This window comes from Pseudomonas sp. NPDC090203 (assembly GCF_044746765.1).
GTDB lineage: Bacteria > Pseudomonadota > Gammaproteobacteria > Pseudomonadales > Pseudomonadaceae > Aquipseudomonas > Aquipseudomonas putida_AD.
On the sequence record NZ_JBIVCV010000009.1, the window covers coordinates 249,221 to 274,318 of the forward strand.

The 25,098-nt window shown below is 54.8% G+C and carries 27 protein-coding genes; 14 read left to right on the forward strand and 13 right to left on the reverse strand.

All coding sequences use genetic code 11. The features are described from left to right. The first annotated feature begins 12 nt into the window (after nucleotides 1-12). Nucleotides 13-549, forward strand: coding sequence for a cytochrome b (locus ACIPO9_RS17630; protein ID WP_400782444.1), 537 nt, complete (start codon nucleotides 13-15; stop codon nucleotides 547-549). Between the two features lie 378 nt (nucleotides 550-927). On the opposite strand, the gene ACIPO9_RS17635 is transcribed toward ACIPO9_RS17630, so the two are convergent. Further along, a complete protein-coding gene (locus ACIPO9_RS17635; RefSeq protein WP_400782501.1) occupies nucleotides 928-1,332 on the reverse strand; it encodes a potassium channel family protein in 405 nt (134 codons plus the stop codon). Between the two features lie 1,135 nt (nucleotides 1,333-2,467). On the opposite strand from ACIPO9_RS17635, the gene ACIPO9_RS17640 reads away from it, so the two are divergent. Further along, nucleotides 2,468-2,707 carry a hypothetical protein gene (locus ACIPO9_RS17640; protein WP_400782446.1) on the forward strand — a complete coding sequence of 80 codons (240 nt, stop codon included), beginning with the start codon at nucleotides 2,468-2,470 and terminating at the stop codon, nucleotides 2,705-2,707. A gap of 465 nt (nucleotides 2,708-3,172) precedes the next feature. On the opposite strand, the gene ACIPO9_RS17645 is transcribed toward ACIPO9_RS17640, so the two are convergent. Then, on the reverse strand, nucleotides 3,173-3,802 hold the full coding sequence (locus ACIPO9_RS17645) for a 2-hydroxychromene-2-carboxylate isomerase (RefSeq protein ID WP_400782448.1): 630 nt from the start codon (nucleotides 3,800-3,802) through the stop codon (nucleotides 3,173-3,175). 126 nt (nucleotides 3,803-3,928) lie between these two features. Beyond that, entirely contained in the window at nucleotides 3,929-4,870 is a 942-nt protein-coding gene (locus tag ACIPO9_RS17650; protein ID WP_400782449.1) for a helix-turn-helix domain-containing protein, read from the reverse strand. A gap of 195 nt (nucleotides 4,871-5,065) precedes the next feature. Between ACIPO9_RS17650 and ACIPO9_RS17655 the strand changes: the two genes are divergently transcribed. The 4 genes from ACIPO9_RS17655 to ACIPO9_RS17670 all read left to right on the forward strand — a co-directional run bounded on the left by ACIPO9_RS17655 (nucleotide 5,066) and on the right by ACIPO9_RS17670 (nucleotide 8,246). Further along, nucleotides 5,066-5,830 (forward strand): SDR family NAD(P)-dependent oxidoreductase, encoded by a 765-nt coding sequence (locus tag ACIPO9_RS17655; RefSeq protein WP_400782452.1) that lies wholly within the window; start codon nucleotides 5,066-5,068, stop codon nucleotides 5,828-5,830. Between the two features lie 98 nt (nucleotides 5,831-5,928). Continuing rightward, nucleotides 5,929-6,570 (forward strand): TetR/AcrR family transcriptional regulator, encoded by a 642-nt coding sequence (locus tag ACIPO9_RS17660; RefSeq protein ID WP_400782454.1) that lies wholly within the window; start codon nucleotides 5,929-5,931, stop codon nucleotides 6,568-6,570. Between the two features lie 48 nt (nucleotides 6,571-6,618). Further along, nucleotides 6,619-7,581, forward strand: coding sequence for an alpha/beta fold hydrolase (locus ACIPO9_RS17665; RefSeq protein WP_400782457.1), 963 nt, complete (start codon nucleotides 6,619-6,621; stop codon nucleotides 7,579-7,581). Beyond that, complete coding sequence (locus tag ACIPO9_RS17670) at nucleotides 7,578-8,246, forward strand: glutathione S-transferase family protein (protein ID WP_400782459.1); 669 nt, start codon at nucleotides 7,578-7,580, stop codon at nucleotides 8,244-8,246. Before ACIPO9_RS17665 ends, ACIPO9_RS17670 begins: the two co-directional genes overlap by 4 nt. Nucleotides 8,247-8,391: 145 nt before the next feature. Here ACIPO9_RS17670 and ACIPO9_RS17675 read toward each other — a convergent pair whose 3' ends face one another. After that, on the reverse strand, nucleotides 8,392-9,123 hold the full coding sequence (locus ACIPO9_RS17675; protein WP_400782460.1) for an SDR family oxidoreductase: 732 nt from the start codon (nucleotides 9,121-9,123) through the stop codon (nucleotides 8,392-8,394). 87 nt (nucleotides 9,124-9,210) lie between these two features. Between ACIPO9_RS17675 and ACIPO9_RS17680 the strand changes: the two genes are divergently transcribed. Next, nucleotides 9,211-9,633, forward strand: coding sequence for a winged helix-turn-helix transcriptional regulator (locus ACIPO9_RS17680; protein WP_400782462.1), 423 nt, complete (start codon nucleotides 9,211-9,213; stop codon nucleotides 9,631-9,633). A gap of 706 nt (nucleotides 9,634-10,339) precedes the next feature. Continuing rightward, nucleotides 10,340-11,941, forward strand: coding sequence for a hybrid sensor histidine kinase/response regulator (locus tag ACIPO9_RS17685; protein ID WP_400782464.1), 1,602 nt, complete (start codon nucleotides 10,340-10,342; stop codon nucleotides 11,939-11,941). An 864-nt stretch (nucleotides 11,942-12,805) separates the two neighbouring features. Here the strand turns inward: ACIPO9_RS17685 and ACIPO9_RS17690 are convergent. The 4 genes from ACIPO9_RS17690 to ACIPO9_RS17705 form a co-directional block, all read right to left on the reverse strand. Then, the gene (locus ACIPO9_RS17690) at nucleotides 12,806-13,813 is read right to left on the reverse strand and encodes a transketolase family protein (RefSeq protein ID WP_400782465.1); all 1,008 of its coding nucleotides are present in this window, start codon (nucleotides 13,811-13,813) and stop codon (nucleotides 12,806-12,808) included. After that, on the reverse strand, nucleotides 13,810-14,658 hold the full coding sequence (locus tag ACIPO9_RS17695) for a transketolase (RefSeq protein WP_400782468.1): 849 nt from the start codon (nucleotides 14,656-14,658) through the stop codon (nucleotides 13,810-13,812). Before ACIPO9_RS17695 ends, ACIPO9_RS17690 begins: the two co-directional genes overlap by 4 nt. 18 nt (nucleotides 14,659-14,676) lie before the next feature. After that, nucleotides 14,677-15,978, reverse strand: a complete 1,302-nt coding sequence (locus ACIPO9_RS17700) for an MFS transporter (protein WP_400782470.1) — start codon at nucleotides 15,976-15,978, stop codon at nucleotides 14,677-14,679. 99 nt (nucleotides 15,979-16,077) lie between these two features. After that, entirely contained in the window at nucleotides 16,078-16,827 is a 750-nt protein-coding gene (locus ACIPO9_RS17705) for an SDR family NAD(P)-dependent oxidoreductase (protein ID WP_400782472.1), read from the reverse strand. 188 nt (nucleotides 16,828-17,015) lie between these two features. Here ACIPO9_RS17705 and ACIPO9_RS17710 point away from each other — a divergent pair, with 188 nt between their 5' ends. Further along, nucleotides 17,016-17,933: a LysR substrate-binding domain-containing protein gene (locus ACIPO9_RS17710; RefSeq protein ID WP_400782475.1), complete on the forward strand. Its 918-nt coding sequence runs from the start codon at nucleotides 17,016-17,018 to the stop codon at nucleotides 17,931-17,933. A 1,031-nt stretch (nucleotides 17,934-18,964) separates the two neighbouring features. Here the strand turns inward: ACIPO9_RS17710 and ACIPO9_RS17715 are convergent. Together ACIPO9_RS17715 and ACIPO9_RS17720 are read right to left on the reverse strand one after the other, a co-directional pair. Continuing rightward, nucleotides 18,965-19,207, reverse strand: a complete 243-nt coding sequence (locus ACIPO9_RS17715; RefSeq protein WP_400782477.1) for a hypothetical protein — start codon at nucleotides 19,205-19,207, stop codon at nucleotides 18,965-18,967. 173 nt (nucleotides 19,208-19,380) lie between these two features. Continuing rightward, entirely contained in the window at nucleotides 19,381-19,818 is a 438-nt protein-coding gene (locus ACIPO9_RS17720; protein ID WP_400782479.1) for a short chain dehydrogenase, read from the reverse strand. A 356-nt stretch (nucleotides 19,819-20,174) separates the two neighbouring features. Here ACIPO9_RS17720 and ACIPO9_RS17725 point away from each other — a divergent pair, with 356 nt between their 5' ends. Beyond that, nucleotides 20,175-20,549: a response regulator gene (locus tag ACIPO9_RS17725; protein ID WP_400782481.1), complete on the forward strand. Its 375-nt coding sequence runs from the start codon at nucleotides 20,175-20,177 to the stop codon at nucleotides 20,547-20,549. 100 nt (nucleotides 20,550-20,649) lie between these two features. Beyond that, a complete protein-coding gene (locus ACIPO9_RS17730; RefSeq protein WP_400782483.1) occupies nucleotides 20,650-21,324 on the forward strand; it encodes an HAD family hydrolase in 675 nt (224 codons plus the stop codon). Between the two features lie 35 nt (nucleotides 21,325-21,359). Here the strand turns inward: ACIPO9_RS17730 and ACIPO9_RS17735 are convergent, their stop codons facing one another. After that, nucleotides 21,360-21,872, reverse strand: a complete 513-nt coding sequence (locus tag ACIPO9_RS17735) for an acyloxyacyl hydrolase (RefSeq protein ID WP_400782486.1) — start codon at nucleotides 21,870-21,872, stop codon at nucleotides 21,360-21,362. Nucleotides 21,873-22,175: 303 nt separating this feature from the next. Between ACIPO9_RS17735 and ACIPO9_RS17740 the strand changes: the two genes are divergently transcribed. The 3 genes from ACIPO9_RS17740 to ACIPO9_RS17750 all read left to right on the forward strand — a co-directional run bounded on the left by ACIPO9_RS17740 (nucleotide 22,176) and on the right by ACIPO9_RS17750 (nucleotide 23,934). Beyond that, entirely contained in the window at nucleotides 22,176-22,892 is a 717-nt protein-coding gene (locus tag ACIPO9_RS17740; protein WP_400782488.1) for a glycosyltransferase, read from the forward strand. A gap of 78 nt (nucleotides 22,893-22,970) precedes the next feature. Beyond that, nucleotides 22,971-23,483, forward strand: coding sequence for a hypothetical protein (locus ACIPO9_RS17745; RefSeq protein WP_341961827.1), 513 nt, complete (start codon nucleotides 22,971-22,973; stop codon nucleotides 23,481-23,483). Nucleotides 23,484-23,490: 7 nt separating this feature from the next. Continuing rightward, nucleotides 23,491-23,934, forward strand: a complete 444-nt coding sequence (locus tag ACIPO9_RS17750) for a DUF421 domain-containing protein (protein WP_400782490.1) — start codon at nucleotides 23,491-23,493, stop codon at nucleotides 23,932-23,934. Between the two features lie 82 nt (nucleotides 23,935-24,016). Here the strand turns inward: ACIPO9_RS17750 and ACIPO9_RS17755 are convergent, their stop codons facing one another. Beyond that, complete coding sequence (locus tag ACIPO9_RS17755) at nucleotides 24,017-24,238, reverse strand: PLD nuclease N-terminal domain-containing protein (protein ID WP_341961830.1); 222 nt, start codon at nucleotides 24,236-24,238, stop codon at nucleotides 24,017-24,019. Nucleotides 24,239-24,258: 20 nt separating this feature from the next. Continuing rightward, a partial coding sequence (locus tag ACIPO9_RS17760) for a zinc-binding dehydrogenase (RefSeq protein ID WP_400782491.1) occupies nucleotides 24,259-25,098 on the reverse strand: 840 nt, incomplete at its 5' end.

Sequence of the window (25,098 nt, forward strand, 5' to 3'; positions counted from 1 at the left end):
GCGAGCATCGACATGACGTCACCTTTACCTCGTTACGACAAACTCTCCATGTATTTGCATTGGCTGATGCTTGCGCTGTTTGTCGGCGTCTATGCCTGTATAGAACTCAAAGGGCTGGCGCCACGCGGCAGCACATTGCGCTCTGCACTCCTGGGCTTGCACGGGATGTTTGGTCTTTCGATCTTTGCGCTGGTCTGGATTCGCTTGCTGGGGCGCCTGATGTACAAGGCGCCGGCGATAAGCCCTAGGCCACCCGTTTGGCAGATCGGGCTCTCCCATGTGATGCATGGGTTGCTGTACATCCTGATGATCGCCACACCCGTGTTGGCATGGCTGATGCTGGCTGCTGGAGGAAAACCTGTGCCGTACTTCGAGTTCTCCATACCGGCGCCTATTGCCCTTGACCCAGCACTGGCCAAGCAAATCAAAGGCTGGCATGAATGGTTGGGGAGTCTGGGCTATTGGTTGATCGGACTGCATGCGGCGGCGGGTTTGTTCCATCATTACTACGTGCGGGATAACACGCTTAGACGGATGTTGCCTCGTTAGGCTGCAACGTTGGCACGCCCGATCGCATCACAGCGCTCGGCGGGCGAGGCGGTAAACGGTCGGTTTACCGTTGCGACCGATGCTCAGGCCGACAATGTAGGGGGCGATGGCTTCGAAGCCGATTTCGGTTTGAGCACTGTACCCAGGCCCGATTTTGACCAGGTCTCCATCCGCTACCAAGCGCTCCACATCGGGATATGTTGCGGATTACTCTTCTTACTCTCGTTCGCGCGGCGAGGGGGATAGGTTGGTGACATCGTGGGCTCCCTTTTTTTGGGCATTGTAATCCTATGTCGCATGTAGGGAGGCATGGAGACTGAGTGCGATTAAACCCGCGAACAGCGAGCAATGCAGGCGTCAGCTGGCGAGACAGCACCTTCATTTTTTCCAGTATTTTTGCATCTCGATGAACAGAAACGATGCTGTCCAGGTGATGAGAACAAGGCCGGTTAAGGCTTCCAGCCCGGTCAGGAATTTAAGCGGGCCAATGGGCGTTATGTCCCCGAAACCAATTGTCGTGAAAGTGGTAAAAGAAAAATAGACGGAATCCAGAAGGCTACCGTCGTAGTTGCCTGTTAATTTGCCCATGCTGTCCGATGCGTTCATCAGGTAATAGCCCAGCGCAAAAATCCACACCTCAATGGCATGAGCGGATAGAGCCCCTAATACACCAAAGACTAATCTGAACCGATGCCAGATGCTCAGCCGGGGCATCAGTATGTTCATCCGCAGTAGACATTCGTAGTGAATGATGACAGCGATTGTAATGATCAGGGCATTGATAAGAGTGACTTAGGCCATAAGTTGAGTGCTCCTCTCTCCCTGTGACGCCAACATCTGTTCAGGGGATGCTAAAAGGCCTGCGAGGCGGAAGTTAAGTGAGGGCAGTATTGGCCATGTGCATTACTCCCCGCCAAGCTGCCTTCGCTTCGTACCCTCCTGGTAATCAAGCCTGAGCGCTGGCTGTTCGCCAACCTACGCTACCGAGTCCAAGTAAAGCGAGCGGGCAGACATCGAAGGTTTTCGTGGCATGAATCGGCAGATGGGGTAGCCGTGGTGCCGGTCATATTCGGCTACCCTAATTCTTCAGGCGCACTCAGGCTATCTGGTAAGACGATGCGAGCGGTGGATATCCCACCACAGACGCGCGGCTCACTAAGGCCGCATAGATACATGATTCGATTCTGCAGGCTAAAAGCGAGGTGACAGTGAAAGACGGGGCCGGCATGCGCTGATACCGCTCAAGGCTTAGGGCGCCCGAAATGTTGGAGATGATCACCTCATGCCTCTCTCTGTTGACGCTGGTTGGACGCAGGGCGCCAAACCTTCCAGTAAAAGGTACATGCAAAAGCCATGGATACGACCAGCAAAGTCCACCAATTTTCGTTTCTTTGGGCCGTCATAACCGCGACTTTGATGTTTTCACACTGAGGCCATGAGGTGCATTTTGGAGTACAAAGCTGCTGACCATTTAGCTCACACGTCACGATTTGATCGTTGATGATCTGGAGGCTGAAGACCTTGCCTTTATCCCTATCAAATGACATCGCGGTGCGAGTGAAGAGGTCATGCAGTTTTTCAGCTTCCCCGTTTCAACGTCCACAAACAGATACTGTGATGGGGCATAGCGGGATTTTCCTGGCCCAATTTCATGTACGAACTTTCCGTGCATGAGCCGAGGTTCAGATTCGGCGTATCCGAATGGCCCGGGATGGCGACTATAGCCATACAGCGCCCAGGCGAGGAGGGACTCGACCAGAAGAAAAACGATAGTTATTGCGATAAACCCCGGACTCCTGAATTGCATCTCTCACCTCCTGTGGATGTGCAAAAGCGTAGGTGAGTCTGACGGGCAGCGCACAGTTAACCCAATTCACTGCCGATAAGGCATTAGTGGAAACAGACAGGAGCGTCGAGCATGACCAGTAACAACCACACTCTTCGAAGAGATCTTCAAGGCTTGGCCGCAGATCTCAAGTGGTCGGCAGTCGAACTGGTCAGAATTGCTGATCGGTTGATTCAGGCGAGTGACGAGCCTGACGCCCAAGCGCTTCATCGCATGATCGCGATGTTTCAGCGAGAGGAGAGCAAGCTCAGTTCAATTGTGACCGAAATTGAGGCTGGCCGGCTTGTTCAGAAAGATGAAGCGTCTGTTTGAGATGCGGGATTGAGTCTGTCGGTGTTCTCGTCGTATCGAGCAGCCAGTTGTCCGATCAGTCTGTTCACCTGGGCATTGGATTGCCCAAGCATGCATAGCATTTCATCGAGATCACCATCGGATGCCCATTGCGCTGCCGGATCTGAGACCTGGGACTCAGTTGTTGAAGTCAGCTCGACACTTCGTTTTCTGCCATGTTGTATGGCGGCAATTCCTCAGTGACAACCCGAATCGGCGTCTTAATCGGGTCTGAAGCGAAGGAGATGCCTGGGGCAGCGATGAGAAGGGACAGCGCATAAACGCCTAGACAGCTGGGATAGCGTTTGCACCTCTCAACGTGCCTGATCACAGTGACCGGCAAGCAGCATTGGCATAAGGTGATGTCGGACTCACTGATATCGGGCATTGCACTCTCTGGAAGTTCACATCAGCGCAAGTTCAGAACATCGGACGTTCACTGTCTTGCTACGACAGTTTTGTAAAATGAATGCCGTCAGCTCCCGAATAGTTTTCACCTTGGGCCAGATAGTGCTCAAGCAGCCATAATCTATCCACGCCCCAGAAGAGTTCTTCTTCGACTCTACAGGTAGGCGATCCGAATACTCCATCTAGGATGGCCGCCTCGGTCGCCTGACGGACTGCTAACCTGGTTTCAGGCTTCCTGAGAGCTTCCTGCACGGTGATCGGCGAAACGCCTACCGTCTCAGCAACGTGGGTCAGTATCGTAGGGTTGGTCAGATCGAGGTTGTCTGCCCATCGTGCTTTAAGCAATGCTTTGCATAAGCCCGCACGGTGTTCAGTACCTGCTCCATGTATCAAGCGCTGGGCCGGGATGGGATCGAACATTTCGAGATTGGACGTTATCGGAAGGCCGAGTACCTTTGCCAAACGCAACACGTCAGTGCGGATGTAGTCATTTTTTAGCGGGGTATCCATGGCGGGTTTGAGCCCCATGACTTTGACGACTGCAACCCCTATGCGAAAAGGTTTCCACTGCACCTCACGTCCGTGTTTTTTGGCTATCGGGTCAATGTAATTAGAGGCCAAATACGCGTAAGGAGAGACAAGGTCGAAGTAAAAAAATACCGGGCTCAAGCAATGCATCTCCTGGTTCGCGCAATGAGTGAGTTTTTGGCTGCTAGGCCTTGTAGTCGACATCTTCACACCCTTTTCAGGATAATGCCCCGGGCAGCCGTTGCACATGGCCCAACAATGGCCGATTCACTTTCGGTAACCGCTTGGCGTCACCCCAACCTCTCGACGGAACACCTGCGAGAAATGGCTCGGGCTGGAGTAGCCCACTTCTGCGCCTATATCGATGATGCTCATACCGGTTTCAAGCAGCAGATGTTGAGCCCGCTTCATACGTAACCGGATAAAATATTGAAGTGGTGAAAAACCTGTAGACGCTTTGAACAGCCTGCTGAAATGGTATTCGCTCAGATCTGCCACCTTTGCAAAAGAAACCAGACTGAAGTCATCTGCAAGAGCTTGATGCATGGCATCGATCACGCGACGAAGTTTGTAGGCCTGCAACGCAGTATTGCGTGGAGGATGCCCTGAAAGGCATAGATAGTTGCGTGTCAGATGCACTGCCAAGGCCTGCACGAGGCCGCTGATCATGAGGAAGCTAGGCCCTGGTTGTTCTAATACCTCGTGCCTCAGTTGATTGAGCATCGACCTTACCCGTTCGTCCTGCTCTCCCGAGACGTCTTTGAACACCACTGGGAATGCGACCGTGCCGAGATGTTCCTTGGCGGCACTGTTGATGTAGGAAAGCCTTAGATAGACATGCATGACTTCGAATGTCTCGCAGCCATGCGTCGTCCAGCGCATCTCGTATGCTTCGCTCGTATTGGTCAGGAAGAAATCTCCTTCCTTGACTGACACTGACTGCCAGTCTCCTCCAATTTCGCGTTCTTCTACTGTCGCAGAACCAGCCAATATCAGCACCAATAGCGGCTCAACCACAGCCGGGACGAGGATTGGTTCAGTAATAGTGCGATGGCTGAAAAGTAGCACGACGGCGTCCTTGATCTCAGTTCGAGACGTGATCGTATGGATGGCGCCTGGGAGATGAAGAGACATGGACGCAGGGGAAGTTCGTGTTGCACTCTCCGATACGTCGGAAGGCGCTGTGGGGCGAACAACGGGAGATTTCATACGCCGGTCTCCGGCCCGCAACGCGAGTTAAGACGCTGCTGCGGATCCACTAGGTATTTCATAGCAAGAACGCGACATTCCGCGCAAATCGCCAAAAGATGAGCGCCACGTTCTGAGGGATAGTCGGGCTGTGTTTGGAGAAGCGCAGGCGCGAACCGGCAGGTTGCCTGCCCGACAGTATTAAAGGAGAACGACATGGTTGATTTCAACGCTGAATTTCCTCGCGAAGTAGACGGCAAGGTCGCATTGGTCACTGGCGCAGCAAGCGGTATAGGTAAAGCAGTGGCTTTGCTGATGCATGCACGGGGCGCTAAAGTCATCGCCGAAGACATGAACCGCTCTGTTGAAGATCTCGCCCGCCCAGGGTTGGTTCCACTGGTTTCCGACATTTCCAAAGATGGTGCCGCCGAACGAGCGGTGGGGCTGGCGGTAGATACGTTCGGTAAGCTCGACATTTTGGTGAATAATGCCGGGATTATCATCAACAAGCTCCTTGTAGACATGACGCGTGAGGACTGGGAACGTATCCAGGCAGTTAACGCCACTGCGGCGTTTCTCCATAGCCGGGAAGCTGTCAAGGTGATGACCCCTCGCAAGAGCGGAGCCATCGTCAACATCGCATCCTATGCCTCATATTTCACTTTTCCCACGATTGCTGCCTATGCCGCATCTAAAGGGGCATTGGCCCAGCTGACTCGGACACTCGCTATCGAGGTCATCGAACATGGGATTCGTGTCAACGCGGTCGGCGTCGGTGACGTCGTCACCAATATCTTGAATAAGGTAGTAGATGATGGGCCCGGCTTCCTGGCCAAGCATGGAGAGGCTGCGCCCATCGGACGCGCCGCACAGCCAGAAGAGATTGCCGAGATCGTTTCATTTCTTGCGTCGGATCGGGCCAGTTTCATGGTGGGTTCAATCGTGATGGCCGATGGCGGCATGACGGTCACCGCCGGTTGATTTGAGAGCCAGTTAAGAGGAGCTCCGGTCGCAGTGCATGCAAGGTGATTTCGAGGGGGGCTCCTTTGATCGACAGGCGGCATTCGATAGTCTTGTATTTGGAAACGATCATTACCTATCATAGCCGCATGATCAAAACTGCATCTCAATCACCCCGCCCAGGCCGCCCACGCGAGTTCGACAGTGAATCGGCGCTCGATATGGCCGTCCTGCGTTTCAGCGAGTATGGCTACCACGGGTCGTCGATTTCAGACCTCCAAGTTGCGCTCGGCCTCACCGCAGGGAGCATCTACAAAGCCTGGGGTGACAAGCGTGGGCTGTTCGTGGCGGCACTTGAGCGTTATATCGAGGTTCGCACCCAATCTATCAATGGCTGTCTTGCAGCCTGTTCCTGCGCGCGAGACAAGATCCAGGCACTGATGGAGCAGTATGTCCAACTGAGCGTCGGCAAATCAGGCCGTTCAGGATGCTTGGTGGTGGAGACGGCTGTGGAATTGGCGATTTCAGACCTTGAAATTGCCGAGCGAGTGTCGGTGCAACAGAAATCGCGTGAAATGCAACTTCGGCGTCTTATTGAAGCGGCTCAGGCTGAAGGATCGGTTCGTGCTGATATCGACAGCGTTGCCGTCGCGCGACTGATGCTGGCTGTCCAGCAGGGTATGAGGGTCTTGGGAAAAACCGGTACTTCGCCGAAAGCCATGAATTCGATGGTGCATGAATTGATGAGACTACTCGACTAAAAATTTTCCCCTATTTGGAAGCAATCGTTTCCTATATGGAGTGTAGCCATGAAAAACCAGTCCGATCAGCCAACGTTTGTAGGGGCGGAGTTTTTCGCCCGGAGCGACTTCTGGAGTGTGTTTCGACACGCCAGCGTTAAAGTCGGTGATGTCAACTTGCACTACGTAGAAGGCGGGGCAGGCGAGCCTGTCCTGCTGATACCGGGCTGGCCTCAGAGCTGGTATGCCTGGAGATATGTCATGGCTGAGCTTGTGAAAGCCGGGCGTCGAGTCATCGCAATCGATCCCAGAGGAATGGGTGAAAGCGATGCACCTGCTCAAGGCTATAGCCTAGGGGCGGTGGCTGCTGAGATCCGGGAGTTCGCCAACATCATCGGTTTGCTGGAGCAGGGCCCCATTGACTTGGCGGGGCATGATGTAGGCACGTGGATCGCCTACGCACTGGCCTCCGACTGGCCCTCGGATGTTCGCAGATTGGCTGTGCTTGACGCGCTGGTGCCTGGCATATCGACGCCCCGAACTGACCTGCCGCCCGTCGAGGCGAATATCCGAAGCTGGCATTTTGCGTTCAATCAGCTTGATCAACTTCCCGAAATCCTCATCACGGGGCGGGAGCAGGAGTTTCTGACCTGGCTGTTCAAGGCCAAGTCTATGCAATCCTGGACGATCGCTCCTGAGGATGTAGCTGTCTATGCGCGACAACTTGCAGCACCTGGTGCTTTGCGCGCTGCCAGCTATTACTACCAGTCTGCGCTTTCCCCCGAAGGAGTAGCCGCCAACCGCAAGCGTTCAGAGACGTTTCTGGAAATGCCGGTGCTGGCGCTCGGAGCTGAGCGGGGTGCGGGTGACACCATCATGAGCGCGTTACGAACTTTGGCCACGGACGTGGAGGGCAGTGTGATCCTGGGCGCTGGTCATTATTTGCCAGAAGAAGCTTCCAACCGAGTTGCGAGCGAATTCATCCGTTTCTTTGGCGGCAAGACTGAATATGAAGGAGGATCTCATCGATGACCCCACGCCTGCATACAGATGCTTCAAACGGCCATTTGCGAAGGTTGGGCGATATGATGCTTTATCAGTTTCGCATGGGAACAAACCCGCGCAGGGTTTCCATTTATCTATCTGAGAAGGGCATTGATGTTCCTCGCTATGAGCTTGATTACGCGAACCTAGAACATCGCACACCTGAATATCTGAGGATCAATCCTTCAGGACGAGCGCCATCGTTAGTCACCGATGACGGTACGGTTATCACGGAAGCAGCGGCCATCGTCGAGTACTTCGAGGAGCTGTTTCCTGAGCCGACCATGATAGGCACATCCCCAGAGCAGCGCGCTCAGGTGCGCGCATTGGAGCGTCTAGGTAATGATTTGATCGCACGAAGCATGCTCTGGCTATGGAATACGACCAACGCTTTTCCTCGAAAAGAACCTCAGCCCTCCAAAGCATTCGCGGATATGCTTTATCGCCATGTTGATGAGCTGCTGGCCGTCTTGGAACAAGCCATAGGGGAGAATGCTTTCCTGGCTGGGGAAATTCCCACCATCGCAGACTGCACTGTGTTCCCGATATTTCAGACAGCACGGGAGCGATTCAACCTTTCTTACGCTGCGCATTATCCTCGGTTGAATGCCTGGTATGAGAATTTCCGTGCTCGCAAAAGCGCTGAATATTAACAGCACTTGGATTCAAGGCTTGCGTCAGGTTGGAATGGGAGGTGCCGCCTCTTGATTTATCTTCGAGTCGACAGGGCGAAATGATCGAAATGGCAGCTTGGTCTGGAAGCCGAGCTGCCAGCATGCGTGTATGTGGGAGGGAGTTTCAGACCTGTGCCATACCTCCATCAATACAGAGTTCAGATCCCGCGATAAAGCTGCTTTCATCGCTGGCCAGGAAGAGCGCCGCTGCGGCGACTTCTTCGGGCTTGCCAAGGCGTCGGAGAGGGATGAGATTCGTGAGCGCTTTTTTTACCGCATCAGATGCTCCGTCAAACATCGGCGTGTCTATCGGGCCTGGGCTGACCACGTTCACCCTGATACCCCGCTCAGCGAGTTCGCTTGTCCAGGTTCTGGCATAGGCACGCAGCGCAGCTTTGCTGGCGCCGTAGACTCCATATCCCGCAGTGCCAATGAAGCCCGCAATCGAACCGATCAGCACAACGCTAGCCCCTGAAGGCATAAGCGGCAAAGCTTCCTTCATCACAAACATAGGCGCTTTCGCGTTGGTATCGAACGTCTTGTCAAAATGCTCAGCGGTGGTCTCGACGAGCAGGGAATGTTCAGAGATCCCAGCGCTCATCACAAGGATGTCCAGTTGCCCGGCGCGGTCTTCGATGGTTTGTACCATCGAAAGTAGTTCTTCTTGACGAGTGATGTCCGCCCTTATCCCAATCGCGCGCTCGCCGAGTCCAGACAACGCTTTAGCCAACGAGTCCGGGCTACGACCAGTGATGAACACCAAAGCTCCTTCTTCGATGAAACGCTTGGCTGTCGCCAGGCCGATACCACTGGTACCCCCGGTAACCAATGCCGTCTTTCCACTCAATCTTGCCATGATCAATTCTCCAGTTTGGGCTGGTGATCACGATATATTTTGTATACTGGGAGTCAATTACGCACTTGAATGAGCCTAGATATACCCATGGAAACCAGTACCTCCAATCTCCCTGAGCAAGTGTTCGCCCAAGCGTTGGCGACTCGTCCAGTCCTTGACCAGATTGCGAACAAATGGTCGGTGCTGATTCTTACCGTGGTGTGCACGGAGCCCGCGCGCTTCAATGCCATCAAGCGACGGTTAGAAGGAATCACTCACAAGGCACTGACCGAAGCACTGCGACGATTGGAGCGAAACGGTCTCGTATCAAGACGGGTTATTACGTCGTCGCCCATCGCGGTGGAATACTCGATCACTGCCCTGGGGCTGACGCTGCAAAAGCCGTTTTCTGCCTTGTTCGACTGGGCGGTACAATATCAACAGGAAGTTGAGCAGGCACAGCGAGCTTTTGATGAATTTAAAGCGCTGGCAACGCAAGGCGTTTCTGATGCCAACGTCCATTTGAACTGATGTCTGTAGATCGCCGCACATCTCCCACCGAACGCGAACAGGGTAAGCGAGCGGCCATCACGTATGCGGAACCTCTTAGAAAGCGTCGATGTCACACCGAGGTCACCGGATATGGCGCTCTACTATGCAAACTTGGCACAGCAAATCATTGGGCACTGCTTCAGCTGTTTTCGCCGCAATTCACGACTTGAATATGCTCTGTTCGAAATTATGTCCTGCTGTGGTGCATCCCTACGTGCTCATCATCGACACAGTCCTCGTGGAGACGTTGGCGTTGTTCGCTCCAGAAGACGCTGAACTTGCCATAGCATTTGGGGCCAGCCCATGCTCTCAGCCCGTCATTGATGGATTGCGATTTGTAGATTTGGGTTACACCCCCCGGATCAGTACCGGGCTTGATGCGCCCGTCCAGCAGACACCCATTCCATCAACGTGATTACCGCATCGACGATGCGAATGCTTTAGCTTTAGCTTTAGCTCTCTTCGATCAGCTCAGTCTGAGATCCAAGGCCGCAACGAGTAAGGGACTTTATGACTTATGTTGCCGCCTCGCGACCGGATCTCTTCGTCGCCGTTTTTGAAAAACCATTTGAGCTTGGATCTTTGATTGGCAAAATCAAAGAACTACTGGTTCCTTGATTCCTTGATTTCCTGATGCGCGTGTGGCTAGGTGAGTCCGCTAGCGCCAGTACTGTGGAGCTGCAAAATGTCTCTTGAAACAGCGCGAGTTGACAACTCGTCTACCGGCGACATCAGCCATCCTGGCAAAAACATCTTTTTCGCAGCGGTCGAGACGACCCGCATGCCTATGATCGTTACCGATCCTAATCGGGACGATAACCCAATTATCTTCGCTAATCGGGCATTTGTTGAAATGACAGGCTACACACTCGCCGAGATTGTGGGGCACAACTGCCGATTTCTTCAGGGGCCAGATACGGAGCAATCGGTGATCGACGACATTCGTCGGGGCATTGCAGAGCGAACGGATGTTTCTACTGAGATATTGAATTATCGCAAGGATGGCTCTTCCTTCTGGAACGCACTTTTTATCTCCCCCATCTACAACGATGCCGGTGAGCTGATCTATTTCTTCGCCTCTCAGCTGGACGTGAGCCGTAGACGTGATGCAGAAGAGGCATTGCGTCAGGCACAGAAGATGGAGGCGTTGGGCCAGTTGACCGGGGGCATCGCTCATGACTTCAACAACCTGCTTCAGGTAATGGGCGGCTATATCAACCTCATTGGGAGCGGACTCGAAAAGCCTGCGATTGACCGGGAACGCTTGCAGCGAAGCGTACATCACGCGAAATCTGCGGTGGATCGCGCCAGCACTCTGACTAAGCAGCTCCTGGCATTTTCTCGTAAGCAAAAACTTCAAGGGCGTGTCCTTAACCTCAATGCGTTGGTGTCGGACACCCACTCATTAGCGGAGCGCACATTCGGCCCTGAAATCGTTATTAAGACCGACCTGGAAGCAAGCCTGCGCAACTGTCGGATCGATCCGACCCAGGCTGAGGTAGCCTTATTGAATGTATTCATCAATGCTCGGGATGCATTGATCGGGCGTTCCAATCCAAAAATCTCAATTGAAACTCGCAACGTCGTCGTCAGTGATCTCGCGAGCGTTTCATACGACGGGTTGCTGCCGGGACGTTATGTCAGCATTGCCGTAACCGACAACGGTGTCGGCATGCCTGCGAGTATCAAAGATCGCGTGATGGATCCCTTTTTCACCACTAAAGAGGAAGGCAAAGGCTCAGGATTGGGATTGTCGATGGTGTACGGGTTTGCGAAACAATCCGGTGGTGCCGTTCGCATTTATACGGAGGAGGGTGTCGGTACTACGTTGCGACTCTATTTTCCGGTAGACGATGCAGGCGTCACCCAGATCGACGCGCCTCGCATCCCGGACAACCGTGCTGGTCATGAGCGAATTCTCATTGTAGAAGACCGGCCCGACGTCGCAGAACTTGCGAAAATGGTTCTGGAGGACTACGGCTACGCTGCTGATATCGTTTTGAACGGTCGCGAAGCACTGAAGAAATTCGAGGCCGGCGAGATTTACGACCTGTTGTTCACAGACTTGATCATGCCCGGCGGCATGAACGGTGTGATGTTGGCAAGGGAGGTTCGTAGGCGCCATCCAAAGATTCGGGTACTTCTCACGACCGGATACGCGGAAAATTCGATTGAGCGAACTGACATCGGAGGCTCGGAGTTCGATGTGATCTCCAAACCCTGCATGCCCGAAGACTTGGCGAGAAAGGTCAGGCAAGTACTCGATGGGCCGAATGGCATCGCGTGAATAGTGTTTTCTGTTCAAGTTGCGTGAGATCAAGCTCAGGTTTGCCTGATTGCTTGAGGGCCGTGTCGAGTTGTGATTTGAGGCTATCTTAATCCAGGCCTATGCCGTTCTCGCCCGGTTGCTGGTTCATTGTCTGGCCAACACCGGGTGCCGCTGCTGCTATGCCGCCGGCGGCCACCGACTGGCCATTGTCTGCGATCTAGCATGCCTTTCAAGGAGAGCGACGGCCGTTACTCCACGCTTTTGAATACTCTATTGCCTACCCACAAGGAGAAACTCATGCATGGCATTGAATCCCTCCGCTATCACATCGGCAGTGCGGCTAACCTCTTACTATCGGGAGTCGAGCTCTATATAACGGGACTCTACACCGCCGCTGGCACCAGATAACCAAGCCTATACAAATGACAGTGTCGTACGACCTGCCTCAGCAACATCGACCTTCCGTCGAGACCACGGAAAGGATCTCTTCATCAGTTCTAATGCAATGGGAGATCAGATCGAGGGTGTTTGGCTCGCAACACGCTCTGTCTAGTGCCCTGTGCGGCTACCTCCGCCTTTGTAGATGAACATGATCGTAGCACCATCGAATTGGTACCAAAAACGGCGCCAACCCGGACAGACCATGGGTTCCGCCGGCAACTTGTTGGTGCCTATACCATCTTGGTTTATGCGAACGATTTTTGCTGGTGACCAAACGCGTAAACAGTAGGCACGATGATTGGGAATAGGATTCGAGTCTGCACAAGAAGGTGGCAGCACCAAGCTCCAACGAGATGGCGACCCAAAGCATCGTAGGCCAGAGTAACAGCCTACGATCATTTTATTCTCTCAGCGTGGGGCTCAATGAAGCCCGGCAGGTGTTTACAACCACCCTTTGATTTGCGCACAAACCGCGTCGGTGGAAATACCATAGCGATCATGCAACGTTGGTAAGGCGCCGGCATCGAGGAAGGCGTCGGGCAGGGCGATTTGGCGGAAGGTCGGGGTTACGCCATTGCGCAGCAGCAGGCCTGCCACCGCTTCGCCCAGTCCACCGATGATCGAATGGTTTTCAGCCGTTACCACCAGCCGCCCTGACTTGCGTGCTTCGGCCAGAATCGTCTGCTCGTCCAGCGGCTTGATGGTTGGCACATGCAGCACCGCCATATCGACGCCGTCCTTTTGCAACTGCGCTGCCGCTTCCAGCGAGCGCATGGTCATCAAGCCCGTAGAAATAATCAGCACGTCCTTGCCAGTACGCAGGGTCTTGGCCTTGCCGATCTCGAACTTATAGCCGTACTCATCCAGCACCAGCGGCACATTACCGCGCAGCAGGCGCATGTACACCGGGCCCTGGTGGGCGGCTATGGCAGGCACCGCCTGTTCGATTTCAAGCGCGTCGCACGGGTCGACGATCATCAGGTTAGGCATGGCGCGAAAGATTGCCAGATCGTCCGTGGCTTGGTGGCTCGGGCCGTAACCGGTTGTGAGCCCAGGCAGACCGCAGACGATCTTGACGTTGAGGTTCTCTTCGGCAATGGCCATGCAGATGAAGTCATAGGCACGGCGCGAGGCGAATACGGCGTAGGTCGTGGCGAACGGCACGCATCCTTCGCGGGCCATGCCAGCAGCGGCGCTCATCAGCAGTTGCTCGGCCATGCCCATCTGATAGAAGCGATCCGGGTGGGCCTTGGCGAAGATGTGCAGGTCAGTGTATTTCGACAGGTCGGCGGACAACCCGACAATGTCCGAACGCTGATCGGCCAGCGCAGCCAATGCATGGCCAAAGGGTGCCGAGCGGGTGGCTTGGCCTTCGGAGGCAATCGAGGCAATCATCGCGGAAGTCGTCAGGCGTTTCTTGCCTGGCTCGGGGGTGTTTACATTGCTCATACGGTTCTCCCGACTTTCAGATTTTTCAATGCCAGATCCCATTCGTTTTCATCGACGCGGATGAAGTGGGTCTTTTCGCGGGTTTCGAGGAAGTCCACGCCCTTGCCCATCTTGGTGTCGCAGATGATCACCCGAGGCTGGGCGCCTTGATGGTTGCGCGCAGCGTCAAAGGCGGTGACCAGCGCACCGATGTCGTTGCCGTCTACCCGCTGGGTGAACCAGCCGAAGGCCTGCCAGCGGTCAACGATCGGTTCGAACGCCAGCACCTCGCTGGAGTGACCGTCAGCTTGCTGGTTGTTGACGTCGATGATTGCGATCAGGTTGTCGAGCTTCCAGTGCGAGGCCGACATCGCTGCTTCCCAGGTCGAACCCTCGTTCAGTTCGCCATCGGACAGCAGGTTGTAGACGAACGAATCAGACTTCTTGCGCTTGAGCCCAAGGCACGCACCGACGGCGATGCCCAGGCCATGGCCGAGGGAGCCACCGGTGATTTCCATGCCGGGTGTGTAGGCGGCCATGCCCGACATCGGCAGGCGGCTGTCGTCCGAGCCGTAGGTTTCCAGCTCGTCGAGGGGAATGACTTCGGCTTCGATGAGCGCCGCATACAGGGCGATGGCGTAGTGACCGATCGACAGATAAAAGCGGTCGCGTTCTTCCCACTCGGGGTTTTGCGGCTGATAGCGCAGTGCATGGAAGTACGAGACGGCCAGCAGGTCGGCCGCTCCGAGGGCCTGGCCGACGTAACCCTGGCCTTGCACCTGGCCCATGCGCAGGGCATGGCGGCGAATGTTGTGGGCGCGCTCTGCCAGAACCGAAAGCGCGGTATCGGGTGTATTAGCAGTCATGGTGAAGACTCCGAGAACTTAACGATTGACCGAAGCGGCGGGGATGCGCAGAACCAGCCAGGCCCCGATAAACAGCACACCGGTGATCAGGTACATGCCGATGGCGCTCGAACCGGTCGTGGTGGTGATCCAGCCGATCAGGTAGGGCGAGCAGAAGCCGGCGAGGTTGGCGAAGCTGTTGATGCCGGCGATACCTGCTGCAGCGGAGACCCCGCCGAGCAACGTGGTGGGCAGCATCCAGAACAGTGACGACGCCGAGAGCACCCCGGCAGCGGCCAGACACAGGCTGAGCACGGACAGCACCAGGTTGCCGCCGAGAATGGCCGCCAGCGTCAGGCCGATGGCGCCCGCGATCATTGGCGCGACCAGGTGCCAGCGACGTTCGCGGTGCTTGTCGCCGCTGCGGCCCATCAACAGCATGGCGACGATGGCGCACATGTACGGCAGGCTGGTCAGCAGGCCGATGTGCAGCGGGTCGGATACACCTGCGTTGCGGATTAGTGTCGGCAGCCAGAAGGTAATCGCGTACTGGCCCATGACCACACAGAAGTAGATGCACGCGAGCAGCCAGAGACGACGATCACGGATGAATTCGCGAGGCGAAGCGTGGGTGACCTTGCGGCTGTTGTCTTCGGCCAGTTCCTTGTTGACCAGCTCCTTTTCATCGTCGCTGAGCCAGGTCGCCTGATGCGCGCCATCTTTCAGATACGTCAGCACCAGCAGGCCGACGATGACGGTGGGAACCGCTTCGATGACAAACATCCACTGCCAGCCCGCCCAGCCATGGAAGCCTGCGAAGCTGTTCATGATCCAGCCAGACAGCGGGCCGCCGATCATCCCCGACAGCGGAATGGCGACGAACCACAAGACGGTCATCTTGGCGCGGCGATAGGACGGGAACCAGTAGGTCAGGTACAGCAGCAGGCCGGGGGCTAGACCTGCTTCGGCGATCCCCAGCAGAAAGCGCAGGGCGTAGAACTGCCAGGCGGTTTCGACGAAGGCGAAGAGGGCGGAAATGATGCCCCAGGAAATCATGATCCGGGCGATCCAGCGGCGCGCGCCGACCTTGTGCAGGATCAGGTTGCTGGGCACTTCACAGAGAAAGTAACCTAGAAAGAACATACCAGCCCCGAGCCCGTAAACGGTCTCGCTCAGGGACAGGTCGTTCATCATTTGCAGCTTGGCGAAGCCGACATTCACGCGATCCAGATACGCGCACAGGTAGCACAGCATCAGGAAAGGCATCAGCCGCCAAGCTGTTTTGCGATAAGCATTCGAGCGTACGGTCGAGACCGCATCGAGGGTCATGGTGGTTATCATGATGGTCTGATCTCTTGTTTTTATAGACCACCAGGCAGTCTGCCCGGTGGATCATCGATCCAGAACAATGCGAGCCATTGGTAGCCCGCCCACTCAGCGTCAGTGAATCAGCATGCCGCCGTTCACGTCCAGAGTGATACCCGTGAGGTAGGAGGAGAGGTCGCTTGCCAGAAACAACGCGGCATTGGCCACATCCTGAGCGGCGCCCAGACGCCCCAACGGAATGCCGTCGATGATTGCGTGACGGCGCTCGTCTTGCATCAGGCCACCGGTAATGTCTGTGTGAATAAGGCCTGGCGTGATGGAGTTGACCCGTATCTGGTCAGGGCCGAACTCGCGCGCCATGGCTTTGCCCAAACCCAGTACACCCGCTTTTGCGGCGCTGTAGTGCGGGCCGCCGAAGATGCCGCCGCCACGCTGGGCAGAGACCGACGACAGGCATACGATGCTGCCGGACGACTGGGCGCGCATCGTCGGGATGACCGCCTGCGACATCAACAGGGTACCGCGCAGACTAACGTCCAGTACCTTGTCGTAATCGGACGGGCGAATATCCAGAGTTTTGATGGGTTGTGTGATACCGGCGTTGTTGACCAGGACGTCGATGCGACCAAAGCGTTCCAGCACTTTGGCAACCGCTTCTTTGACTTGAGTTTCATCCGCGACGTTAGCGGCCAGCCCCAGATGGCCTTCGCCAAGCGTGGCAGCAGCATCACGTGCAGCAGACTCATCCAGATCCAGAATGACTACATGGGCGCCGTGTTTGGCGAAGGTGACAGCAGTAGCTCGACCGATTCCACGTTCTGATGCCGCACCAGTAATGATTGCGACTTTGCCTTGAAGAAGCATGAGAGGTACCTCTGATTGTTTTTATGTTCGATTTCAGTAACCGATGATTCAGAGTGTTCCGAGCCGGTTTGATGAGCAATGACGCAAACGTCACTCGTTGCTGAAGAAAATTCACCTCTCGTCAAGCCGCGAACCTGATCGTTGAATGCCTTTTCTCCAAAACAACATAAAACCGTACGGGAGCGCCCATGCCCCATGATGAAAACGCGCCGCCAAATCTGCCACCGCTGAGAGCCATTCAAGCCTTCGAACAAACGGCCCGTTTCGGAAACCTCGCACGTGCTGCAGAAGTCCTGGATCTGACGCCATCAGCAGTGAGTCATCAGTTGGCAAAACTGGAAGCGATGATTGGTCGTCAGCTATTCGTTCGAGCTGCCCGTGGCGTGACGCTCACCCCAGTTGGCCAGCAATATCTGAAAGACATTTCTGGACTGTTGCATAGCTTGGAAATGGCGACAGAACGGGCTACCAGTGATGTGAGCTTGGACTGCTTGCGCCTTCATTCAGCGCCTAGTTTTGGACTGCTCTGGTTGATGCCCCGGCTGGAGGCGTTCCGCATCAGCCACCCGGATATCCAGATCAACCTGTCATGCTCTTACGAATCGTTGCATTTCAGCCGTGACAAAATCGACGTAGATATCCGCCATGGCCAACCCAACTGGCCAAGCTATGAAGTACGAACGGTACGCAACGAAACCTTTGCTGTTCTGGCGTCTCCCAAGTTGCTTGCGCGACATCCGGTCATCAGTGCGACGGATATGCTCGAAAGGGATTTGATTCTCTCTGAGGCCACGCTGTTGAAGTGGCCAGAGTGGTTCGCTCAGCACGGGCTGGCGCGCCCGGAGCACCCGTATGCACTGAGTTTTGACCGCTCATACATGACTCTTGAGGCCGCGAGCCATGGGCTGGGGTTTGCTCTGGAAAGCACGTTGCTGGCCCAGAAATACCTGGCCTCGGGATCGCTCGTAGAGGTGGCTCCGGAAAGCTTAACCGCACCGGTGGCAGCTCATCACTTGGTATTTCCCAAAGCTCACTCAACTTTCCCGAGGGTAAGGAGGTTCCTTGAGTGGATGGAAGGCGAGTTGGGGCATAGTTTCGTCTTTTGATGCGGCAAACTCAGTGAGGAGCTCCGAGCGCGAGGTAGATGCGTTGGCTACTTTCAATGGCCAAATAGCAGAGCGGCTGACACAGTGCATGCAAGTTCGGATGCGGGCGGGGTACGCATGAGCCGGCAAGCCCCGGATGAGAATAATGCATAGGATTAAGCACCAAAACCCTGCCATTCTCCGCCGCGCTTGCTGCGAGCCAATGAGCCACGCTGCAAGGACGGTAACCAGCATCGCCGGCCACTGCACCCAGTCAACGCTGTTCACCATGCTGACTGCCACTGAGGCCTGGGATTGAAAATAGCTTCAAAGCGCATCGGGCTCCCCTCGCTGAGTGGCTGTCCTGTTTTTCATAAAGCCCCTGATATTCATCCCGCACAGTATCCCGTCTGGCAGAGCAAGGGCGTAAGCCTCTACATACAGCCCCCAGACGATCCACAACAGGTTGCCGAGGATGAAGCCTAGGAAAGCGAGCTTTCGCCTTTTGGCACGTTGGGATGCTGCCAGCCATGATGCAACGAGTATCGTCACCATCGCGGGCCACTGAAGAAAATCCATAGCTTGCTTGGGCGCTTCGGTTGGATTTAATGAGATGAGGGCGACGCCCATCAACAACTGGAGCACTGCGGTTATGAATGGTTTATATGCGTGTTGCAAATGGGGGACACAAAAACAGGAACGGAGATCTTGGTGATGCGACATCACTCCTCAGGTAGACAGGCCTCGCCTGAAAGAGTTTTCGATTTGTCTCGGAACTCCTCGTTCACTATGGTGACAAATTGCCATCTTGGATTCTTCAGGTGTCCTCCGATGCTGGAATCTCGTGCTATAGACCTGCTTCTCACTTTCAGTGATGAAGTCTTCACTAAAATAGATCCCCTCGATTTCACGGCACTCCTGTATCTGAGTGAAAGAGGCTACGTGAACATCGATACGAGCTCTGGAAAGGTCTGCGCAGCGCGGACTCTTGCAGGGCGGCTGCTCTGTAGCCGACGCTTTGGTAGTCATCATGCGCCACCTAGCGGAAAGTGTTAGCGCGGATTGGGCTGATCATCGAGTTCGGCATTGTCGGGTTCAGTGTCCGGCATCTTCTCCTGGTGACCAGCTTGATCGTCGGAGTCCTTTGGCGTGTCGCCATCGTTGTCTGGTAGCTCATCGACCCCTGGTGCATCGCTGGGATTGAGATCGGTTCGGCTTGGCGATAGAGGATCAGTCGTGCCTGGCACCGGGTCAGTAGCGCCCGGGCCGCCTTGCAGATCGATATCATTGTTCATGGCGTTCTCCAGATAACTGTGGTGGTTGAGCCCGTCTATTTGAGGCACGAAATTCTAGTGGGTTCGGGCCAAGCGAATTGCGGTCGTAACGTTGACGTTGTGCAGTACCGAGGCGCTGCCTTGCAGGATCCTCAAATTATCAACATGATATTTTCGCTCTGTCGAACGTCCGATTAGCGACCTCGGCGGGTTTCTAGAAGTCTGCCGACGATGTACCCAACAACGACCATGGCGGCAGTGGTCGCAATTAGGAAGGCTTGAGCTGGGTTTTGAATGGCAAGGCGCTGATTGGCTTGATCAAGTGACTGATCTGCGGGGTCATTGACTTGGGCTGATACTTCAATTTCCGCCAATGTGAGTGTTGTACCGTCCTTCAGCTTGAGGGTCAGGTCGATAATTGTGCCTGCCAGCCCGCCTGGAAAAGCTGACTCCCCACCGGAGCTCACCTGATCAATCATAAACTGGTCACCGTCCATCCAGCCGACGGCGGTTAGGAGCTCTGGATGAAGGAAGTATTTGCCGTCTAGAAAGAACCCCGTGAATTCTGGAGCACCATCTACGTTTTCGATGATGTACCGCTCACCTGCTTTCATGCCTGTGGGGTTGTTCATAAATCATTCCTCCAGTTAGTGAAGGATAGAGGTACTGCGTGGCGGGAACGTTCCCACTCCTGGATCAAGGGTGATTTCAATGTCACTTTCGGCGCTAAGCCAGTCCGAGGAAAATGCTTGGCGTCACTGACCTAGGCAGATTTCGGTTGAAATTTAATTTCGAGTTCACGGCAAATTGAGGGCCTACGACTTGATACCGAGGCGCCACAGCCGAGCTCGAACGAGATGCTCACTACGGATGGGGATGTGTGGGACGTAGCTTTGTGTCCTTCGTCTGCATGCCCGTCGGTCGGCAACTGGAAACGAGCTCCCATTGAACATCACTAAATGCATACGACAACCTGCGGATGTGATGTATGACGACCACAGTACTCTTAGTTGAGGACGAGGAAATGCTGCGAGTACTGCTGAGCGAGGCGCTTTCACTTATCGATCTTGAGGTGGTCATTTGCCGAAATGCTGACGAGGCTATGGTTAGGCTCGAGCAACCTCATTCATTTGCGCTACTGATCACGGATATTTGCATGCCCGGTAGGCTGGATGGTGTCCAGTTGGCTGAGCAGGTCTGGGCTCGGTGGCCTCATTTGCCAGTTATCATATCCTCTGGGAATCGGGTGATTCGGAACGACAAGCTTCCTGCTAATGCATCATTTCTTCGCAAACCTTGGACATTAGACCATTTTCATCAAATCGTACTGCATCACTTACCTCCGGATGACGCTCTTGGTTAAGGCTTGGGGTGAACTTGGGATACTGGAGCGGAGTCAGCAGTTTGTAGTTTCCAAGAGCGTTTTCCATGTTGGTGGACGCAGATCGCGCTATAGGATGAATATGCAACAGAAGACCTCATTCATTTTCGACCTAGATGGCACGCTGACCGACAGCGTCTACCAGAACGTTGCAGCTTGGAAACAAGCGTTAGATGCTGAGGACATCCCGCTCGCGATGTGGCGGATACACCGCAAGATTGGCATGAGCGGTGGACTAATGCTGAAGTCGTTGTCGCGTGAGACTGGGCTGAACATCAGCGAGCAGCAGGCGAAACGGCTCAGTGATCTTCACGCTCAAGCGTATGAGAATCTTCAAGGCCAGATTCTCGCGTTACCTGGCGCCGTAGAATTGTTGGAGGCACTGAGCCAAGATGGGTTTGACTGGTGCATTGCCACCAGTGGAGGAAGCGACACGGCCAATATCAATCTTAAAGCTCTAGGGCTTTCTAGCAATGACGTGAAGCTCATCACGCGAGATGACGTCAGAGATGGAAAGCCTGCACCTGATCTCTTCTTGGCAGCAGCTAAGCGAATGAGCATGCCCATTGAGCACTGTTTAGTGGTCGGGGATTCTGTATGGGATATGCTGGCTGCACGTCGGGGCAAAGCTACGGGGATCGGACTTCTGTCTGGCGGCTATGATGTCAGTGAGCTGGAGCGAGCTGGAGCGCTGCGAGTGTATAACGATCCATTGGATCTGCTGAATCATCTGGACGAGGTGGCCTCACGTCCATGAAAGTGGGTCATTAGACCCACCCCGGCAAGATTGACTCAGATCGAATGACTGTAGAACAAAGCGTAGGATTCAATCCCATCATTTGGTTCTTTGATGCCCGCATTAGAGTAATGCGTAACCCGTAGACCTACGCGCTGCGAGTCTCCAAATTTCAGGCCAGCTCCAAGCCTATCCTCGAAATTGAAAGCCGAGCCCAGTTTCTGATCTCCAGCTGACGACCCCGAAAACATCGAAACCCCGATCCCGGCTTCGATGAATGGCCTCACTTCCCCGGTGCCAAATTCGTAGACGAAGACTGGGGCGAAAGATACGGAGTGGCGACCACCTGCTTCATCTCCCGATTCCCAATAGGTATACCCCAAGTCCCAGTACCCAGTAAGTCTTCCTGTAGCGCTTTCCAGCCACGCCTTGTCCCAATCAAACCCTAGGGCCACACGGGCCGTGAGCCCGCCTTGGCTAGTAGCCCCTACTGCCCCCGACATCTCAGTCGCCTGCGCATCAAAAGCTAAACTGGATAAGCACAATGCCGCGATCAATGACTTTTTCATTATTGAGGAGATCATCCGTTAAGTGAGCTGGTAATCAAAGCTAATGACATATAGAACTTTATCATCAAAGTTTTAAACTTTTAGGTCGAAATCGTTTTGAAAGCATTTTCTCTGAGCGTCCTCGCCTTTTTGCAGTAGGTCAGCTGACGTAGGGGTAAATGGAGGATGAGCCCAAGCTTGGGACAGTCGACGGTCACGCTTTGTTCACCGGGTAACAGCATCGCCCTCAACCAAATAAAACCTTTCTGAGTCACCGGCTGTCGATTGCTGGAGTCTTGCATTTGAGCGAGGGAGGGGATGTAGATGATCGGCGTAGTGATTCCTGCACACAATGAAGAAAATCACATTCACCAGTGCGTGATTTCCATAATCGAAGCCGCCAATCACCCAGGCCTAAATGGCATGCCAGTCCGGCTGGTTGTGGTGTTGGATGCTTGCACGGACGCTACTGAGGGCTTGGCAGCTTCTGAGGGGGTTATGGTTCTGAACGTCCACTACAGAAATGTCGGAAAGGCTCGTGCAGCAGGTGCAGAACTGCTTCTAGACCTTGGTGTGGGATGGCTGGCATTCACTGACGCCGACACGCTTGTTCCGCCGGACTGGTTGGTTAGGCAGATTGAAGCCAATGCTGATGCCGTGTGTGGAGTTGTTGAGGTCGACAGTTGGCGTGGATACGGTGACAGGGTGAGGGAACACTATCTGAGCCTGTATCAATTTAAGGATGAACATCGCCATGTACATGGAGCAAACCTGGGCGTGAGTGCACAAGCCTACCGCCGGGCCGGTGGATTCCAGCCGCTTCCGAGCCATGAGGACGTAAGGCTTGTTGCAGATCTTGAAAGCACAGGGGCTCGCATCGCCTGGACATCTAGCAATCCAGTGATCACAAGCGCTCGAAGGGACTACAAGTGTCGGGAAGGCTTTGGTGAGTACCTTACGAACCTGGCCATTTCGTTGTGTTCCAGCCCATCAGCCCTTGAGTCTTCCCATCCTGTCAACGTGCAAGGGGCAGAGCCTTGACAGCTGCCTCAGCAAAATGGGCCAGGCCTGACGACTGTGTTTATGTTTTAGAAACGGAAGTTTAATGGAGCGAGCCAAATGGACACTCACGAACGAGAGATGCTCGACAGGCGTTATCCCGTTGAGGAGGACATCGCGCTTCAGCGGCGGATTTGGCGTTTTGAACGCATTGGATGGTATGCCCTAGTCATCGTCGTCGCCCTGACGCTTTGCGGTCTGTTTTCGCATGGAGCCCTTAGTTCGGCCACGGCTACCTCCTCGGCAAAAGACCTAGTGGTCGAGTACGAGAGGTTCCACCGCAGCGGTGCGGTCAATCCGATGATCATCCATAGTCGTGGGGTTCCTGGCCAGACCCATACTGTCTTCATTTCGGAGGATATGCTTGAGGGCTTTAGCATTGACTCAATGCAACCCCAGCCCGTGGGGTCTACAGGTAGCCGGCAGGGGCTGCGCCTCCGGTTGATGGGAGACTCTCAAGGTGAAAGCGCTTTGTACTTGGCTTGGCGCAGCGACGGCGTAGGTGTTGTCAAAAGCGAGATCGCCATCGACGGCGGTGGGAAAGTTTCACTCACTCAATTCATCTATCCATAGGTGCGAAATGGACGCAGTTTTGCGGGCAGCCGCCATTTATCTCGCACTGATGGTGCTCTTTCGGATTTCTGGACGAAGAGCCTTGGGGGAAATGACATCTTTCGACTTCGTCCTTTTATTGATTATTGGAGAAGCGACTCAGCAGGCACTCTTGGGCGACGACTTCTCAATCACTAATGCCGTTTTGGTGATCGTGACGCTGCTTTCCATTGATATAGGTTTCTCGCTTCTCAAGAGGCGCTCTAAACGCATCGGAAAGCTTATTGATGGTGGGCCAACGATCATCGTCGAGAATGGAGTGTTCCTGCGTCACCGGATGCACGAAGCGCGGGTGCAAGAGGATGACGTAATGCAGGCTGCTCGATTAGGCCCGGGGGTGCAAAGCGTTGATCAGATCAAGTTCGCGATCATCGAGCGCAATGGGAAGATTTCCATCATCCGCAACGAGTGACTGGCTGTGGCTTCCAACTTCTTGAAAGCTATGTGCACACATCTGCAGCCTACCGCAGGCTGCAGACGCATACCCTGACCAATCAGCCTTTACTGTGCTCTTTGGATGTAGGTGGTTCAGCGACGCCGCGTGGCCCGGCGATTCCCCATATGGCCAGCCCGATCACGGGCAGAATCAGGATGAGTACGGCCCACCCGGCCTTGGTGCCAGATGATTTGCTCGTTCGCCAGACGCTGGCGATTGCCCAAATATCAACCAGCAGGAGGACGAGTGCCAATATCCACCAGATAGCGGTCAGTTCCATTTAACACCTCCATTGCCTGATTAAACAGCGGGTATCGCAGCCGGGGAATCCGTTTCCGGCAGCACAACATCGTTCCTGCCCGGCGTAAGAATGACCTTGCGGCAATCTTCCTGCTTCTTGTCGAAAATCTTGTAGCCTTCAGCGGCCTGCTCCAACGACATCCTGTGGGTGATGATCGCTTCAGGAGAGATGTGTCCCAGCTCGATGTGCTCAAGCAGCTCTGGCAGGAAGCGCTGCACGTGAGTCTGGCCCATCTTGAATGTCAGCCCCTTATCGAACGCATCCCCAAACAGGAACCCGTGAATGAAGCCGGAGTAGACGCCCGGCACGCTGACGGTGCCGCCGCGCCGTACTGCCGCGATACATTGGCGTAGCGCCTTGCCGCTGCTGCCTTCGAGTTTGAGGGTGGCGAGGATGGTTTCAGTGGTGCTGCCTTTGGCTTCAAAGCCGACTGCGTCCACTACGCCATCGACCCCGCGCATACCTGGGGTTTGCCGGATGATCGTGTCAGCAGGGTCGTCGTCTTCATCGAAATTGACTGGGATCACGTTATAAGTCTGTTGCGCGTAAGCGAGTCGGTAGGGGTGGTGGTCGACCATGAAGATGCGCTCGGCCCCGAGCATGCGGGCAACCGCTGCACAAAGGAGGCCGACCGGGCCAGCGCCATAGATGGCGATGCTGGAGCCTTGGCCGATGCCGGTATTCGTCACCGCCTGATACGCGGTAGGCAGGATGTCCGAGAGGAACAGTACCTTCTCATCCGCCAATGTGCCCGGAACCTTGAACGGCCCGGTGTTGGCTTTCGGCACACGCACATATTCAGCCTGGCCACCCGGAATACCGCCATACATGTGGCTGAA

Bases quoted from the DNA above. Each gene is read 5' to 3' on its own strand.
- ACIPO9_RS17630 (WP_400782444.1), top strand. From the start codon at position 13: ATGACGTCACCTTTACCTCGTTACGACAAACTCTCCATGTATTTGCAT.
- ACIPO9_RS17640 (WP_400782446.1), top strand. From the start codon at position 2,468: ATGACCAGTAACAACCACACTCTTCGAAGAGATCTTCAAGGCTTGGCC.
- ACIPO9_RS17650 (WP_400782449.1), bottom strand. From the start codon at position 4,870: ATGAAATCTCCCGTTGTTCGCCCCACAGCGCCTTCCGACGTATCGGAG.
- ACIPO9_RS17655 (WP_400782452.1), top strand. From the start codon at position 5,066: ATGGTTGATTTCAACGCTGAATTTCCTCGCGAAGTAGACGGCAAGGTC.
- ACIPO9_RS17665 (WP_400782457.1), top strand. From the start codon at position 6,619: ATGAAAAACCAGTCCGATCAGCCAACGTTTGTAGGGGCGGAGTTTTTC.
- ACIPO9_RS17670 (WP_400782459.1), top strand. From the start codon at position 7,578: ATGACCCCACGCCTGCATACAGATGCTTCAAACGGCCATTTGCGAAGG.
- ACIPO9_RS17675 (WP_400782460.1), bottom strand. From the start codon at position 9,123: ATGGCAAGATTGAGTGGAAAGACGGCATTGGTTACCGGGGGTACCAGT.
- ACIPO9_RS17680 (WP_400782462.1), top strand. From the start codon at position 9,211: ATGGAAACCAGTACCTCCAATCTCCCTGAGCAAGTGTTCGCCCAAGCG.
- ACIPO9_RS17685 (WP_400782464.1), top strand. From the start codon at position 10,340: ATGTCTCTTGAAACAGCGCGAGTTGACAACTCGTCTACCGGCGACATC.
- ACIPO9_RS17690 (WP_400782465.1), bottom strand. From the start codon at position 13,813: ATGAGCAATGTAAACACCCCCGAGCCAGGCAAGAAACGCCTGACGACT.
- ACIPO9_RS17695 (WP_400782468.1), bottom strand. From the start codon at position 14,658: ATGACTGCTAATACACCCGATACCGCGCTTTCGGTTCTGGCAGAGCGC.
- ACIPO9_RS17700 (WP_400782470.1), bottom strand. From the start codon at position 15,978: ATGATAACCACCATGACCCTCGATGCGGTCTCGACCGTACGCTCGAAT.
- ACIPO9_RS17705 (WP_400782472.1), bottom strand. From the start codon at position 16,827: ATGCTTCTTCAAGGCAAAGTCGCAATCATTACTGGTGCGGCATCAGAA.
- ACIPO9_RS17710 (WP_400782475.1), top strand. From the start codon at position 17,016: ATGCCCCATGATGAAAACGCGCCGCCAAATCTGCCACCGCTGAGAGCC.
- ACIPO9_RS17715 (WP_400782477.1), bottom strand. From the start codon at position 19,207: ATGAACAATGATATCGATCTGCAAGGCGGCCCGGGCGCTACTGACCCG.
- ACIPO9_RS17720 (WP_400782479.1), bottom strand. From the start codon at position 19,818: ATGAACAACCCCACAGGCATGAAAGCAGGTGAGCGGTACATCATCGAA.
- ACIPO9_RS17725 (WP_400782481.1), top strand. From the start codon at position 20,175: ATGACGACCACAGTACTCTTAGTTGAGGACGAGGAAATGCTGCGAGTA.
- ACIPO9_RS17730 (WP_400782483.1), top strand. From the start codon at position 20,650: ATGCAACAGAAGACCTCATTCATTTTCGACCTAGATGGCACGCTGACC.
- ACIPO9_RS17735 (WP_400782486.1), bottom strand. From the start codon at position 21,872: ATGAAAAAGTCATTGATCGCGGCATTGTGCTTATCCAGTTTAGCTTTT.
- ACIPO9_RS17740 (WP_400782488.1), top strand. From the start codon at position 22,176: ATGATCGGCGTAGTGATTCCTGCACACAATGAAGAAAATCACATTCAC.
- ACIPO9_RS17745 (WP_341961827.1), top strand. From the start codon at position 22,971: ATGGACACTCACGAACGAGAGATGCTCGACAGGCGTTATCCCGTTGAG.
- ACIPO9_RS17750 (WP_400782490.1), top strand. From the start codon at position 23,491: ATGGACGCAGTTTTGCGGGCAGCCGCCATTTATCTCGCACTGATGGTG.
- ACIPO9_RS17755 (WP_341961830.1), bottom strand. From the start codon at position 24,238: ATGGAACTGACCGCTATCTGGTGGATATTGGCACTCGTCCTCCTGCTG.